The 14157-nt window shown below is 67.7% G+C and carries 13 protein-coding genes and 1 pseudogene; 6 read left to right on the forward strand and 8 right to left on the reverse strand.

Features of this window, described 5'->3' with window-relative positions; genetic code table 11:
• Nucleotides 1-10 precede the first annotated feature (10 nt).
• Nucleotides 11-874 (forward strand): geranyl diphosphate 2-C-methyltransferase, encoded by an 864-nt coding sequence (locus tag DMH01_RS16140; RefSeq protein ID WP_125677565.1) that lies wholly within the window; start codon nucleotides 11-13, stop codon nucleotides 872-874.
• A 25-nt stretch (nucleotides 875-899) separates the two neighbouring features.
• The gene (locus DMH01_RS16145; RefSeq protein WP_125677567.1) at nucleotides 900-2039 is read left to right on the forward strand and encodes a family 2 encapsulin nanocompartment cargo protein terpene cyclase; all 1140 of its coding nucleotides are present in this window, start codon (nucleotides 900-902) and stop codon (nucleotides 2037-2039) included.
• A gap of 68 nt (nucleotides 2040-2107) precedes the next feature.
• Here the strand turns inward: DMH01_RS16145 and ligA are convergent, their stop codons facing one another.
• From ligA to DMH01_RS16160, 3 genes are all read right to left on the reverse strand, one after another.
• On the reverse strand, nucleotides 2108-4099 hold the full coding sequence (ligA, locus tag DMH01_RS16150; protein WP_125677569.1) for an NAD-dependent DNA ligase LigA: 1992 nt from the start codon (nucleotides 4097-4099) through the stop codon (nucleotides 2108-2110).
• A gap of 54 nt (nucleotides 4100-4153) precedes the next feature.
• Nucleotides 4154-5251 (reverse strand): calcium:proton antiporter, encoded by a 1098-nt coding sequence (locus DMH01_RS16155; RefSeq protein WP_125677571.1) that lies wholly within the window; start codon nucleotides 5249-5251, stop codon nucleotides 4154-4156.
• A gap of 65 nt (nucleotides 5252-5316) precedes the next feature.
• Complete coding sequence (locus DMH01_RS16160) at nucleotides 5317-5853, reverse strand: TetR/AcrR family transcriptional regulator (RefSeq protein WP_125677573.1); 537 nt, start codon at nucleotides 5851-5853, stop codon at nucleotides 5317-5319.
• 77 nt (nucleotides 5854-5930) lie between these two features.
• On the opposite strand from DMH01_RS16160, the gene DMH01_RS16165 reads away from it, so the two are divergent.
• Nucleotides 5931-7391, forward strand: coding sequence for an aldehyde dehydrogenase (locus DMH01_RS16165; RefSeq protein ID WP_125677575.1), 1461 nt, complete (start codon nucleotides 5931-5933; stop codon nucleotides 7389-7391).
• On the opposite strand, the gene DMH01_RS16170 is transcribed toward DMH01_RS16165, so the two are convergent.
• A complete protein-coding gene (locus DMH01_RS16170) occupies nucleotides 7363-7644 on the reverse strand; it encodes a hypothetical protein (RefSeq protein WP_233621545.1) in 282 nt (93 codons plus the stop codon). The genes DMH01_RS16165 and DMH01_RS16170 overlap by 29 nt on opposite strands.
• Before the next feature lie 364 nt (nucleotides 7645-8008).
• On the opposite strand from DMH01_RS16170, the gene DMH01_RS16175 reads away from it, so the two are divergent.
• Nucleotides 8009-8380 carry a hypothetical protein gene (locus DMH01_RS16175; RefSeq protein WP_233621546.1) on the forward strand — a complete coding sequence of 124 codons (372 nt, stop codon included), beginning with the start codon at nucleotides 8009-8011 and terminating at the stop codon, nucleotides 8378-8380.
• Between the two features lie 55 nt (nucleotides 8381-8435).
• Here the strand turns inward: DMH01_RS16175 and DMH01_RS16180 are convergent, their stop codons facing one another.
• The 3 genes and pseudogenes from DMH01_RS16180 to DMH01_RS16190 form a co-directional block, all read right to left on the reverse strand.
• A complete protein-coding gene (locus tag DMH01_RS16180) occupies nucleotides 8436-9899 on the reverse strand; it encodes a trypsin-like serine protease (RefSeq protein ID WP_233621547.1) in 1464 nt (487 codons plus the stop codon).
• A 124-nt stretch (nucleotides 9900-10023) separates the two neighbouring features.
• Complete coding sequence (locus tag DMH01_RS16185; protein WP_233621548.1) at nucleotides 10024-10425, reverse strand: hypothetical protein; 402 nt, start codon at nucleotides 10423-10425, stop codon at nucleotides 10024-10026.
• Between the two features lie 572 nt (nucleotides 10426-10997).
• Nucleotides 10998-11946, reverse strand: a pseudogene (locus DMH01_RS16190) (DUF2891 family protein).
• 204 nt (nucleotides 11947-12150) lie between these two features.
• Between DMH01_RS16190 and DMH01_RS16195 the strand changes: the two are divergent.
• Nucleotides 12151-12834, forward strand: a complete 684-nt coding sequence (locus DMH01_RS16195) for a class I SAM-dependent methyltransferase (protein WP_125677579.1) — start codon at nucleotides 12151-12153, stop codon at nucleotides 12832-12834.
• A gap of 11 nt (nucleotides 12835-12845) precedes the next feature.
• On the opposite strand, the gene DMH01_RS16200 is transcribed toward DMH01_RS16195, so the two are convergent.
• Nucleotides 12846-13307, reverse strand: coding sequence for a nuclear transport factor 2 family protein (locus tag DMH01_RS16200; protein WP_125677581.1), 462 nt, complete (start codon nucleotides 13305-13307; stop codon nucleotides 12846-12848).
• Nucleotides 13308-13396: 89 nt separating this feature from the next.
• Here DMH01_RS16200 and DMH01_RS16205 point away from each other — a divergent pair, with 89 nt between their 5' ends.
• Nucleotides 13397-13963 (forward strand): TetR/AcrR family transcriptional regulator, encoded by a 567-nt coding sequence (locus tag DMH01_RS16205; protein WP_125677583.1) that lies wholly within the window; start codon nucleotides 13397-13399, stop codon nucleotides 13961-13963.
• Nucleotides 13964-14157 lie beyond the last annotated feature (194 nt).

Here is a 14157-nt window from a genome sequence, read left to right on the forward strand (position 1 = left end):
GACCACACACGTGACCATCGCCCGTACTGCCGCTCCTGCCAAGGTGTTGCGCACCGAGTACCAGAAGTCGGTGGCCTCGTACTGGAACAAGGAGAAGGATCCGGTCAACCTGCGGCTGGGCGATGTGGACGGGCTCTACCACCACCACTACGGGGTCGGCGAGGTCGACTGGTCGGTGCTGGAAGGCCCCGAGAACACCCGCGACGAGCGGATCATTGCCGAAATGCACCGCCTGGAGACCGCGCAGGCGGACGTCCTGCTCGATCACCTCGGCGACGTCAAACCGGACGACCGGCTCCTCGACGCCGGCTGCGGACGCGGCGGCTCCAGCATCATGGCCAACGCGCGGTTCGGCTGCCACGTCGACGGGATCTCCATCTCCGAGAAGCAGGTCGAGTTCGCCAATCACCAGGCGGAGATCAGGGGTGTCGCCGACCGGGTGCGCTACCACTTCCGCAACATGCTCGACACCGGCTTCGAAACCGGCTCGCGCAAGGCGATCTGGAACAACGAAAGCACGATGTACGTCGACCTCCACGAACTCTTCGCCGAGCACGCGCGCCAGCTGGAGTTCGGCGGGCGGTACGTCACCATCACCGGGTGCTACAACGACGTGACCGGTGGCCGGTCCAAGGCCGTCGCGCAGATCGACCAGCACTACACCTGCAACATCCACCCGCGCAGTGAGTACTTCAAGGCCATGACGGCGAACGACCTGGTGCCGATCTCGGTGGTGGATCTGACGCCGGACACGATCCCGTACTGGGAGCTGCGGGCGAAGTCGTCGGTGGCGACCGGGATCGAAGGACCGTTCCTGGACGCCTATCGCGAAGGCAGCTTCCACTACCTGCTGATCGCCGCCGACCGCGTCTGATCCCGCGAGACCATCGGAGCAAGCGATGACCGAACAGGGTGCGCTCGCCACACTACTGGCCGGTCCGAGCGGGCTGGGCACGTCGGCCGCCCGGCTGGCGGCCCGGCTGACCGCTGTTCCCGCGGCGGTGGAAGAGGTTCCACCGCCGCAGGAACCCGCTCTCGACCCGGCTTACGCCTACCGGCCGTGGGGCGACGGATCGGCACCGCCGCTGTATTGCCCCGTCACCGAACGGATCAACGATCCGCTCGCCCATGAGGTCGACCGGCGGCTCGTCCTGTGGGCGGGGGAGTGCGGCTTCGGTGAGGAGGAGTGCGAGCAGATCGGGAAGGCGGGATTCGGCAGGCTCGTCATGCTCGCCCACCCGGATTGTGACGATCCGGACCGGCTGTTGATCTCGGCGAAGCTCAACGCCGCGTGGTGGGCGGCCGACGACCTCTACGCCGACGACACCTCCCTCGGCGCCGTGCCCGCCGAGCTGCCGCCGAAGCTCGCGCTGGCGATGGCCGCCATGGACCCGGTGCCGTCGCTGGGCGAGTTCAGCCGCGACCTCGACGAAACACTGCGGAACGACCGGGTGCTGGTGGCGCTGGGCTCGGCGACGGACTTCCTGCGGCGATCCGGGACCGCCGCGCAGGTCAATCGGGTCTGCTACTCGACCTTCGCGATGTTCGTGAGCTGGTCCGCCTACGCCGCCTGGCGTCACAGCGGGAAATACCCGCCGGCGTGGGAATACCTCGCGGCACGGCAGCACGACAGCTTCTACACCTCGATGACATTGATCGACGTCCTCGGTGGCTACGAACTGACGTCGAACCTCTACTACGACCCGCGGGTCCGTGAGGCGGCGATCCAAGCGGGGACGGCGGCCGTGCTCGTCAACGACGTGCACTCGGTCGCCAAGGATCTGGAGGACGAATCGCCGCCCTGCAACGCGGTCCTGCTGATCGCAGGCGACCGGAAATGCTCGATCGAGGAGGCCACGGCGATCACCGTCGAACTGCACAACGACGTCGTGCGGGACTTCCAGTCGGCGCACGAAAAGCTGAGCGCCGTTCCGTCCGTCGAACTGCAACGGTTCTTACGCGGGTTGCGGGGATGGATGGGCGGCGGTTTCGAATGGCACTCGACGAGTCCCCGGTACCGGACGAAGCCCGGCAATTAGTCCTCTGAATGCGGTAGTTCGCGATACGAACCTCCGCATTCAGAGGACTAAACGCGGAAAAGGGGAAGCTAGACGACGCCGGCGCCGATCAGCTGCTGCCAGATCACGCCCTGGTCCACGACCTCGACTTCGAGTTTCTCGGCCTTGGTGAGCTTGCTCGCCCCGACGTCGGCGCCGGTGATCAGCATGTCCGTGTTCGCCGAGACCGAAGACGCGATGGTCGCGCCCGCCTTTTCGCACAGCCGCTGGAAGGTCGGGCGCGGCACCTTCTCGCCGGAGCGGGGGTCGCTGATCGAGCCGGTGACCACGACCGTCTTGCCTTCCAGCGGCGCACCGGCCGCGACGACCGGCGGCAGGTCTTCTTCGCGTACGTCCAGCGAGACGCCAGCTTCCCGCAGCCGCTCGAGCTCGGGACGTAGCCGGGTGAGGTGCTCGATCAGGGACGCGGCGACCTTCGGGCCGATGTCCTCCACGGCGACGAGGCCTTCCTCGCCGGCGTCTGCGACCGCTTCCAGCGAACCGAACCCTGCCCGGCACAGTCGCGCGGCGGTGCCCTCGGAAGCCATCGGGATCGCGAGCCCGATCAGCGCCCGGCGCAGGCCGACGGCCCGGCTCGCGTCGATCGACTCGATCATGCGGGTGGCGGAGATTTCGCCGATGCGGTCGAACTCCAGGAGCTTCTCCTTGGTGAGCCGGTAGAAGTCCGACGGGTGTTCGAGAATCCCGGCCTCGGCGAGCCGCTCGATCCAGACCCCGCCGATCGCGTCGATGTCCGCGGCCGCGCGAGACGCCCAGTGGATCAGCCGCCGGACGGTCTGAGCGGGGCAGGCGACGTTGGTGCAGAACAGTTCCCGGCTGTTGCCCTGTTCGGTCAGCGGTTCTTCGCACGACGGGCAGACCGAGGGCGGCACGATCTCCCGCTCCTCGCCGGTGCGCTTGGCGGCGTCGAGGACGCCCGCCACGAAGGGAATCACGTCGCCCGCGCGGCGCACCAGCACGGTGTCGCCGATCTTGATGCCGCGGGCCTTGATGACCTCTTGGTTGGCCAGGGTCGCCCTGGTGACGGTGGTCCCGCCGACGAACACCGGCTCCAGCCACGCGACGGGCGCGATCTTGCCGGTCTTGCCGACGTCCCAGACGACATCGGCGAGCACGGTGGTCTTCTCCTCGGCCGCGAACTTGAACGCCAGCGCGCCGCGCGGTGAGCTGGACCTGGTTCCGGCGGCGGCATAGGCGTCGCGATCGGCCAGGCGCAGCACGGCACCGTCGAGGTCGTAGTCGAGTTCGTTGCGCTGCTGCTCGATGGTCGTGATGACCGCCTGTGCCGCCTCGGCGTCCTCGCAGTGGCGCATGTCGGCGGCGGCGAACCCGAGCGTCCGGAGCGCGCCGTCGAGATCTGTTTCGGCGCTTTCGGGCTCAGTGGAGAGATCGAAGGCGAAGAACTGGAGACGCCGTTCGGCGACCGTGGCCGGATCCTTGGCACGCAGGGTGCCCGCGGCGGCGTTGCGCGGGTTGATCAGCGGTTTGTCCGGGTGGACCTTGTTGTAGGCGGCGAAAGTGGAGCGCAGCATGACCGCTTCACCGCGGACCTCGACCCGGCCGGGCGCGTCGACCTTGTCCGGGACGCCGTCGGTCAGCGCCCGGACGAGCATGGTCACGTCGTCGCCCGTGGTCCCGTCGCCGCGGGTGACCGCCCTGGCGAGCCGTCCGTTCTCGTAGACCAGCGCCAGCGACAGGCCGTCGAGCTTCGGCATGACGACCACCGGCTGCCCGGGGAACCGGGTGAAGAACGCCGCGACCTGCTCGGGCTTGGTCGCCTTCTCCAGCGACAACATCGGGCGCGAGTGCCGGATGGGCGCGTGCAGGATGGCGGGCGCGCCGACCTGGTCGAGCGGGTTCGGATCCGGGGCGAGCTCGGGGTTCGCCTCGATGAGGCCGCGCAATTCGTCTTCGATCGCGTCGTAGTCGGCGTCGGCGACCTTCGGCGAGCCCCGGTAGTAGGCGTCGCGAAGGACGACGATCTGATCGGCGAGTTCTTGGATGCGGTCCCGAGCGTTCACGGGGCAGAGATTACCCGGGACCACCGACAGAACACCGTCCGAAGAGGACTCGTGTCACGGGTTGACGGCCAGCACCAGGAACGCGGCCAGCAGGACCAGGTGCACCCCGCCCTGCAGCCGGGTCGCCCGGCCGGGGACGACGGTGAGCACGCTGACCGCGATCGTCAGCGCCAGCAACACGATGTGCGTGGCGCCGAGGCCGAGCAGCAGCGGTCCGTCCAGCCAGATCGACGCCAGCGCGATGGTCGGGATGGTGAGCCCGATGCTCGCGATCGCCGAACCGTAGGCGAGGTTCAGGCTGGTCTGCATCCGGTCGCGCCGGGCGGCCCTGGTCGCGGCCAGTGTCTCCGGCAGCAGCACCAGCATGGCGATCACGACGCCGACGAACGACTGGGGGAAGCCCGCCGCGCGGACTCCCGCTTCGATCGCGGGTGATTCGACCTTCGCCAGCCCGACAACGGCGACCAGCGCGACCAGCAGCAGCCCCAGACTGGTCAGCGCGGCCTTGTCGGTCGGCGGTTCGGCGTGCTCCTCCTCCTTGACGGAGCCCTCGCTGTCGACCGGCAGGAAGAAGTCGCGGTGGCGCACGGTCTGCGTGAGCACGAAAAGCCCGTAGAGCAGCAGCGAGGCGACCGCGGCGAAGGTGAGCTGTGTGCCGTTGAAGGCCGGGCCGGGAGTGCTCGTGGTGAACGTCGGCAGTACGAGACTGACGGAGGCGAGGGTCGCCACGGTGGCGAGCGCGCCGCCGCTGCCTTCGGGGTTGAAGTGCGTTTCGCCGTAGCGGCGGGCGCCGACCATGAGCGAGATGCCGGCGATGCCGTTCATCGTGATCATCACCGCCGCGAACACGGTGTCGCGGGCGAGTGTCCCGGCCTCGGGGCCGCCGGAGGACATCATCGTCACGATCAGCGCGACCTCGATGACCGTGACCGCGATCGCCAATACCAGCGAGCCGAAGGGTTCCCCGACGCGATGCGCGACCACCTCGGCGTGGTGCACCGCGGCCAGCACGGTGCCGCCGAGCGCGAGCGCGACGATGACCACGGGTAGCGCGCCCAGGTCGCGGCCCCAGCTCAGCGCCAGCACGACTATGGCGAGGACCGGCATGACGGTGGTCCAGGACACGGGGAATCGTCTGCGCGAAGCGGCCATGCAGTCACCCTCGCACACTCTGCGTGACGTCGCCGCTCCATGGTGGCCACCGGGTGACGAAGCTCTTAGCGGGCGCCGATTCCGTCGAGGAAGGTCTCGACGAGCAGGTCGGCCGCGCGCGGGGCCTCCATGTCCTCCTTCGAAGCGAGGTGCAGGAGCTGGATCAGCAGACGGCTCGCCCATCCTGCCGGGATGTCCTCGCGGAGGAATCCCTCGTGGGTGGCTCGCTGGAGGAACGCGTCCACTTCGGTGGAGAGCCGGCTCCGGCGGTCCTGGATGGAGGGTTCGGCGCGCATCCGGGTCAGTTCGACCGGCCATCGGCGATTGACCTCGATGATGCCCTCGACGTAGCGGTGCAGCGCCACGGGAACCGTCGTCTCGGTGAACCGGGCAGCGCGGACGACGTCCTCGACCGCGGCCAGCCGGGAGTCGTAGATGGCGGCCAAGAGCTCCTCGCGGGAGGCGAAGCGCCGATAGACGGTGCGCCTGTCGACACCGGCCTCGGCGGCGATCGCGCCGATGCTGCTCGACGGGTCGTCCGCGAGCATCCGCGCGCCGGTCGTCAGAACGGCTTCCAGGTTGCGGGCCGCGTCAGCTCTCATGACGGGAATGTATCACGCTGCCGTGTCGCTAATGCTCATAAGTGCTACTTCTGTGTGGCAGTTATGGAGGTGGAGCAGTGATCACGATCGACAAGCTCTTCATCGGAGGCGAGTGGACGACGCCTGGCGATCCGGCTCGGCTGGACATCGTGTCGCCGCACGACCAGTCGGTTCTGGGACGGGTCGTGCAGGCTCTTCCCGCGGACGTCGACCGTGCCGTCGCCGCGGCAAGGGCCGCCTTCGACGAAGGTCCGTGGCCGCGGACCTCGCCGGAGGAGCGGATCGAGATCCTCCGGCGGCTGGACGCGTTGCGGGAGGCCCGCGCGGACGAGGTCGCGAAGCTGATCTCAGCGGAGAACGGTTCGGCTCTCTGGTTCACGCGGGCCGGGCAGCCCGGAGTCGGACGGATGGCCGGTTCGTACCTGAAGGCGGCCGAGGACTTCGGGTGGGAGGACACGCTCACGCCGTCGGACCCCTCCTCGCCGTTCCGTTCGATCGTGCGCCGGGAACCGATCGGGGTCGTCGCCGCGATCATCCCGTGGAACTCGCCGTTCTCCGCGTCGATGGCGAAGATCTTCCCGGCCCTTCTCGCGGGGAACACGGTCGTCCTCAAGGTCTCGCCGGAGAACTCGCTCAGCATTAGCCTGCTAGCGGAGATGCTGGCGGAGGCCGGGCTGCCGGCCGGGGTGATCAGCGTGCTGCCCGCGGACCGGGAGACCAGCGAGTACCTCGTGAAGCACCCCGGCGTCGACAAGATCGCGTTCACCGGCTCGACCGCCGCCGGCCGCCGGATCGCGTCACTGGCGGGGGAGCGGCTGAAGCGGGTCAGCCTGGAACTGGGCGGTAAGTCCGCGGCCGTGATCCTGCCCGACGCCGTCCTCGAGGACGTGATCGCCGGGCTGAAGTTCGGGTCCCTGCTCAACAACGGCGAGGCGTGCATCGCGCAGACGCGGATCCTCGCGCCGCGTGACCGGTACGACGAGGTCGTCGCGGGGCTCAAGGAGATGATGGAGTCGCTCGTGGTCGGCGACCCCGCAGACGAGAAGACCTTCATCGGCCCGATGGTGCGGCCAGGCCAGCGGCAGCGGGTGCGTGACTACATCGAGCTCGGTGTCGCCGAAGGCGCGCGGCTGGTCACCGGAGGACCCGAAGTCCCGGCAGGCCTGGACAAGGGCAACTACGTCACGCCGACGTTGTTCGCCGACGTCGACAGCACGATGCGCATCGCCGAGGAGGAGATCTTCGGGCCGGTGCTGGTCGTCATTCCCTATGAGGACGAAGACGACGCGGTCCGCATCGCCAACGACTCGGAGTACGGGCTCTCCGGCGGCGTCTGGTCTGCCGACGAAGGCCGCGCGCTCGCCGTCGCACGGCGGATGCGCACCGGGACCGTCACGATCAACGGTGCACCGATCGGCTTCGACGGGCCCTTCGGCGGCTACAAGGCCAGTGGGATCGGCAGTGAGTACGGTGCCGCGGGCCTCGCCCAGTACGTGGAGCTCAAGACGATCACGACAGACGTGCGTCGGGGATCCTGACGGTGATCCGCTCGTCCGCGGCCACGATCCGCTGGAGGCGGAACCGGCAGAGGGCGTAGAACATCTCGCCCAGTTCTTCGGGGTCGATGCGGCCTTCGAGGTCGCGCTTGCTCGCGTTGAGCACCCGGCTGATCATGGCCGAGGGCACGCGGCCCCCGAACTCGCCCATCAGCCAGACACCGATTTCGCCGATCTCGTCCGTGATCGTGCGCTGCGCGGTCATCAGCCGTACCTCTTCGCGTCGGAGTGTCACGACACTCCGACGGGCGACCGGAACACCCATGACGGGATACCCGCGAGATTGCTCTGCTCGGCCTAACCGCCCGACGTCGGTTACACCGAACCGTGCAGCGGGCCGAGCTGATCTCGGGGAGAACCCCGATGTGATCGACATCCGGGTGTGCCAGCCTCGAGGGTGACCATTGTGGACAGTCAGGGAGGAGGGCACACGCGTAGTGGCCCCAGCAAGTGATGAAGAGACCGCGCGATGGACAGCCGAGTTGACGGCCCTCTGTGAGCTTTACCGGTCCGCGGAGATCGCGGGAGCGACGGAGGCGGTGTCACACGCGAGGTGGCACACCGGGGCCCGGATCGGGACGAGCACCGCGGACGGGCGGATGCTGGCCTACCATGATTCGGGTGTCGAGGCGGAATGCGTCTTCCGGGAGGGAGAGCGCACGCTGTTCAACATCATGAGCACCGGATACGGGAGCGACACCGGCGAGCGCGGGTTCGCGGTGTGGAGCAGGCGACCGGGCGTGCTCGGCGCGATCGACACCGGGGTGACCCGGCTGGAGGTGACGGACGCGGACGGCGACGTCGTCCGGGCCGCGATCGTGGCGCACACCTTCGCGGTGGACGTGGACCTGGGCCCGGTGCCTCGGACGGTGGACGAAGTGTTCGCCCCGTGGGAGTCGCCGGAGCTGACGGTCCGGGTGTACGGCGAGGGCGACGCGCTGCGGTACGAAGGTCCTTTGCTGACCGCGTGAAAGTACGTGAAGGCCCCCTTCGCGGGACGAAGGGGGCCTTCACGTACTTGTGAGGTCAGCCGTTCGGAGTCGTGATCACCGCGAACGTCGATCCCTGACTGGCGATCCGCTCGCTGAGATCGGTGGTGATCGTCTCGATCGGCGCGTAGTTGTTCAGCTCACCGGCCTGGCAGGGGCCCGACCGGGACTGCTGGTTGCCGATCAGGATGCCCAGCGCCGCGTGGTCGGCCTGGCTGAACAGCGGTCCGCCGCTGTCGCCCGGACGGGCGCAGAGGTCGGTGTTGATGCCGACGTCCGTGGAGAGGACGCGTCCGCACCGGGTGCCGACGAGGTAGCCGGCGCCCGCGCCGCTGTCGACGGAATCGGGGTAGTTCACCGCGCTCGACGCCGTCCCGGAGGCACAGACGACGTACCCGGCCTTGATGTCGGCGAGCTTGCGGGCGTTGGTGATGTACTCGTCGACCGAGGTGGCCTGCGCGCCGCACGGGGTGTCACCGTTGCTGTCCATGCCGCCGTTGCGGCAGTACTTCAGCACGCGGTTACGGCCGGTCTGGCCTTCGAGCCACTGCGTCGACGCAGCGTCGTTCACGTACGGCAAAGCCGCGTAGTCGTACGGGTATGAGCTCTTCTCGATGCCGTGCTGCTGCAGGACGTCGTTGCCGTTGTGCTGGGTGGGAGTGTTGTTGGTCTTGGTCCGCATGCAGTGCCCCGCGGTGAGCACCCAGCCCTTGCCGGGGAAGCCGCCACCGGTGGACCGCAGGTTGAAGCCGCTGGTGCAGCCGCCCCAGGTGCCGTTGTCGCGTTTCATGTCCAGCCGGATGCCGCCGCGCATCGGGCCGTAGTTCGTGCAGTAGAGCGGATGACAGAAACCCAGGTCCACGTTCGCCGTGGACAGCGCGTTCGGATTCTTCAGCACGCGGGAGACGACCATCCCGGGTTCCGCCGCCGCGGCCTGGTGAGCGGCGTTCGTTTCGGCGGCCGCGGCGCGCACGGCCGCCTTCTGCTGCGCCACCCAGCCGCGTTCCCAAAGCACGACACGGTTTTCGGATTCGCTCACCGAAGGCAGGTATACCGCCTCCGGGCCGGCACCGACCTTGGCCGCGACGCGTTCCTTCGCCGCCGTGAGCTGCTGCAGCGAATGCTGGACCTGCTGCGTGCGAACAGCGGAACGGGCGGGCATCGCCTTCAGGTACGGCTCGGCCGCCGAGGGCTTGGTCATCGCCACGACCAGTTGCCCCTTGTCCTGGTCGAGCCACATTCCGCCGTACTCCGCGCCGCGGTCGCGACGCAGCAGCTCGTCCAGTTTGAGACTGTCGGTCTGCAGTTCCAGGCGCCGCAACGCCTCCGGCTCGCTCACTCCGTAGTTCTCGACCAGATAGCGCATCGACTCCCGCACCGAAGCGGGGTCGAGCGAGGTGTGGAACGACTGCACGGTGTCGGCCGACGCCGGGCTGCCCAGTGCCGTGGCCGCTGCCAGCACCGAAACGGCCAGGGCCCCCAGTCTTCTAGCTCTCCGCACGAGATCTCCTCACATGTCGGGACTTCGCGATCATTCAACCGGAAGTCGCCGCAGGGGCGGGGAGATTTTCCGACATTGCCGGACGCCCCGTGCCCGCGAGGTGCGGGCACGGGGCGCGGTCCGGCTACAGACTCGGCTCTCGCCGCTGTTTTCCTTGGCGGGACTTGACGAACCAAGCGCCGAGGAGGGTCAGGAGACCGACGGTGGTCCCTGCCGACACCCCGATTTGCGGAGTGCTGATGCTGACGACGCCGACGACGATTCCGCCGCCGATCGTCAGCAGGAGGCACATCCGCAGGGTCGGTGCCCAGCCGGCGAGGACCGCCATCGCGAGGCAGAGCCAGCTGTCGCGCGTCTGCTCTTTGCGATGGCGTCCCGGTGTCCTCAGGAGCGGCCGCGCCGCGCGGATCATTTCCGCGGACGTCGCCACGCGCCGAGGCGGCTCTTCGGCGTGTTCGATGACGACTTTGACCCGTTGGGGCGGCTCGTTGTCTGGTGTCTTCGTGTTGTCAGGCTGTAGGGTCACGACCGTCCTGTCCTTGTTCTAGCGAGCGGGCGAAGGGACATCCGCGTGGCCTCCTGTGACAGCAGGGGGCCACGCGTGCGTTACCGGTTCTTGACCGGTGCGGCTGAGGACATCTTGGCGAAAGCAGACTGTGACCGTTCAGTAGTACAGCGTGTGTCGCGCTGAACGGTATGCACGCGTCGCTCAACGGTCTGGGTGACCCCGAAAACTACGGAAAGTAGTGGGCGAGGCCGAATGGACCAGTGCCGCCGAGAGGTCTTCGCGGCCCGGCATCTTGCCTTCCCTGTGTCGAGCCAGGTCATCGCCAGATGTGCGGTGGCGGCCAAGTCCGCAGGTGAAGGCTGACGTTGGCGCGTTCGGACAAGCTGTTTTCGCATTGTGCGAAATGCTGATCGCAACTGGCAAGTACGGTCGAGCTTCAGCCAAGCTCGACGAGTTTCGAGCAGTCGTGCTTACGGTGGGTTCACCCTTTCAGGCGGGCGTTCACTCGTAGTCGCCTCGCTTGGCTCACCAACAGCGAGTGACTGCTCTGAACGGGTGGTCGCACTCCGAACAGTCTCGGCGGTTGTCGCTCAGCCGAGCAGGAGGAGCGCGTAGTAGGCAAGGAAGTGTTCGACCATGTAGCCGCTGCCCGTGGCCTGCGCGAGTGACGCGTGGGTGTGTGCGTGAGTGGCTTCGAGCGCGACGGGGATCCGGTCGTCATGGTCGGTAAGGGCAGCCGCGACGCGATGCCAGCACCACGCCCGATGCAGGTTGAGACCGTGCAGATGGGCGAGTTGTCCGTCGGAGGTGTCCGTCGCGGTCACCGGGGTGAAGAGGGTCGCGGGTTTCCGTTCCGCGATGCCTGGCAGGAAGCCGTCCAGCCACTCGGCGAATTCGGCCGCGGGCATCAAGCGGGACATGAGCTCGGCTTCGCCGAGCGCGGGGGACAGGAAATCGGCGCCGGACGGTTCCCAGGAGCCGGGGTAATCGCGGTCGGATCCGAACCACCGCCACGCGGTCTCGGTGATGAGGCTGCGCAACCGCGGATCGCCTTGATCAGCGAGATATCCCGCGTACGGCAAAGCGCGGGACAACCCGAACGCGCCGTTGTCGTGCACTCCGTACCGGATCGGGTAGGCGGCCCGCGGCAACCAATCGAGGTAGCGGTTCACGAAGACGGCGGTACGGGCGCTGGGTGGTGCGGTGTTCCTCGGGCGCGAAGTAGGCGGCTTCGCCCGCGAGGGCCTCGACGGTCAGGTGCTCACCGAGAAGGCCGCGGATCTCCTCGGCGGGCACCAGCTCGGCGTGATGGCGCAGCAAACGCACGAGCACCCAGAACATCTCCACACAGGAATGCCAATCGAAACTGCCGTAAAAGCATGGGTGCGACAACCGAGGGGAGAGGATGGGCACGCCTTCGAGGTGCCAGTGACTCTCATGGTGCGGATATTCGCGCACGACGTTCGTGAGTGCCGTCCTGGCCAGCGCGGCGGCGTTCGACTTCAGCAATCGATCGCGTTCGAAATCTCCTTCGGTCATCGCACTGCCCCCTGGCGTCTCGTGAGTGGTTCGGTACCGGTGTACTCGGAAAGGTCCGTGAAGGCCCCCTTCCCTCGGCTGAACCGAGGGAAGGGGGCCTTCACGGACCGGCCTGGGGATCAACCGCAGCCGGGCCCCGCGTAGGAACCGTAAGACCCCCTTGGTCTTAACCGTCCTCACCACTCACGAGGTTACGATGCCGGAGTGGACGAACGACCGATCACCACGGCGCAGCGCAACTTCCGGCGGGTCGCCGAAGAGCTGGAAAGCATGGAGACCCAGGATCGTTTCACCTACATCTTCCGTTCCCGGTTGTGGAGTTCCTCCTCGGTCTCCGGGCCCGGTTCGGAGTCGGTCCAGACACGGGAACTGAGCGACCGCTTGCCCGCTCTCCTCGACCGTTTCGGGGTGCGCACCCTGCTCGACCTGCCGTGCGGGGACTACGGCTGGCTCAGTGAGGTGGGCCTCGATCTCGACCGGTACATCGGTGCCGACATCGTTCCCGACCTGATCGAAATGAACGCCGAACGGTTCCGGGACGACCCGGTCCACGAGTTCCGGGTGCTCGATCTGACCAGCGATCCGCTGCCGCCTGCCGATCTGGTGCTGTGCCGGGATTGTCTGGTCCATCTGAGTTTCGCCGATATCGGGCGAGCCTTGCGCAATCTGCGGCGGAGCGGTTCTCGGTACCTGCTGACCACGACTTTCACCGAACTGCGGACCAACACCGACATCGTGACCGGCGACTGGCGGCCGCTGAATCTGTGCCGTGAGCCGTTCGGGTTCCCGGAGCCGCTGGCCGTGCTGGTCGAGGGATGCACCGAGGAGGACGGCGCCTACGCCGACAAGTCCTTGGGCTTGTGGGAGATCTCCGCGATCGTGGACTGATCGCGCCGGCTTCATCGAAGCGGGAAGTCGGCGCCGTGTTCCTCCTTCGGCCGCAGGCCGTGGATGCGCCGCTCGGTCTCGGAGATGGCGACGTCGTTGATGCTCGCCTCGCGTCGGCTCATGAGGCCGTGCTCGTCGAACTCCCACAGTTCGTTGCCGTAGCTGCGCCACGACTGTCCGGCCCGGTCGTGCCATTCGTACTGGAACCGGACGGCGATCCGGTTCTCGGTGAACGCCCAAAGGTTCTTGCGCAGCGCGTAATCGAGCTCCCGCTCCCACTTCCCGGTCAGGAACGTGACGATCTCCTCGCGGCCCCGGACGAAGGTCTCCCGATTCCGCCACACCGAGTCCGGCGTGTACGCCGACGCCACCTTGCGGGGATCTCGGGTGTTCCAAGCGTCCTCTGCCGCTTGGACTTTCCGCAGTGCCGTCTCGCGGGTGAAGGGCGGGTAGGGCGGGCGATCTTCCGTCATCGTCGAACCTCCTCAGGTGGAGAACGTGCGTTCTCTACATCCGGCGCCTACGATAGGGAACGATCGTTCTCAACGTCAAGGGAGTCCTGATGCCGGCCGCCGTCACCGATGAGCAGAACCGCGTCGATCGCGAAGCCCTGCTCGACGCCGCCGAGAAACTCTTCTACGAGAACGGCATCCAGGCGGTCGGGATGGACCAGGTCCGCGCGGCGTCCGGCCTCTCGCTCAAGCGGATCTACCGGTTCTTCGAAGCCAAGGAAGACCTCGTGGTGGCGATGCTCAAACGTCGTGACCAGCGCTGGCGGGGCAGTCTCGCCGCCCACGTCGACCGGGTCGCCGATCCCCGTGAGCGGGTGCTCTCCGTCTTCGACTGGCTCGCGGAATGGTTCGCCGAACCGGGTTTCCGCGGCTGCGCCTGGATCAACGCCCACGGTGAACTCGGTGCGTCGTCCGAAGCGGTACTGGCCGAGGTGCGGGCGCACAAACAGGCGTTCCGCGAGCAGATCGACACCTGGGTGCGGGTGACGGGCCTGCCAGTGACCGAACCGGTCTACCTGCTCGCCGAAGGGGCCATCGTGACGGCGGGAATCAGCGGTGACCCGGCACCGGCCCGTCAGGCGCGCGATGCGGTCGCCGCGTTGCTCGGGAGTCCGTGATCGGTCGCGCGACTAGCGGCTTGGGCTCGGTGTTTCCTTCGGCGCGGGTTTGTTCGTTTTCCGGCTGGTTTGGCCGTTGAGCGGTGCTGGACCACGTTCGCCCTGTGTGCTGCGCTGATCCGCTCGGGGAACGAAGCTGGTGGCATGGCAAGTTGCCCGGTTCCGCTGGACAGCTCCTGACTCCCGGCGGCCCA

Source organism: Amycolatopsis sp. WAC 04182, from assembly GCF_003947465.1.
Taxonomy (GTDB): domain Bacteria; phylum Actinomycetota; class Actinomycetes; order Mycobacteriales; family Pseudonocardiaceae; genus Amycolatopsis.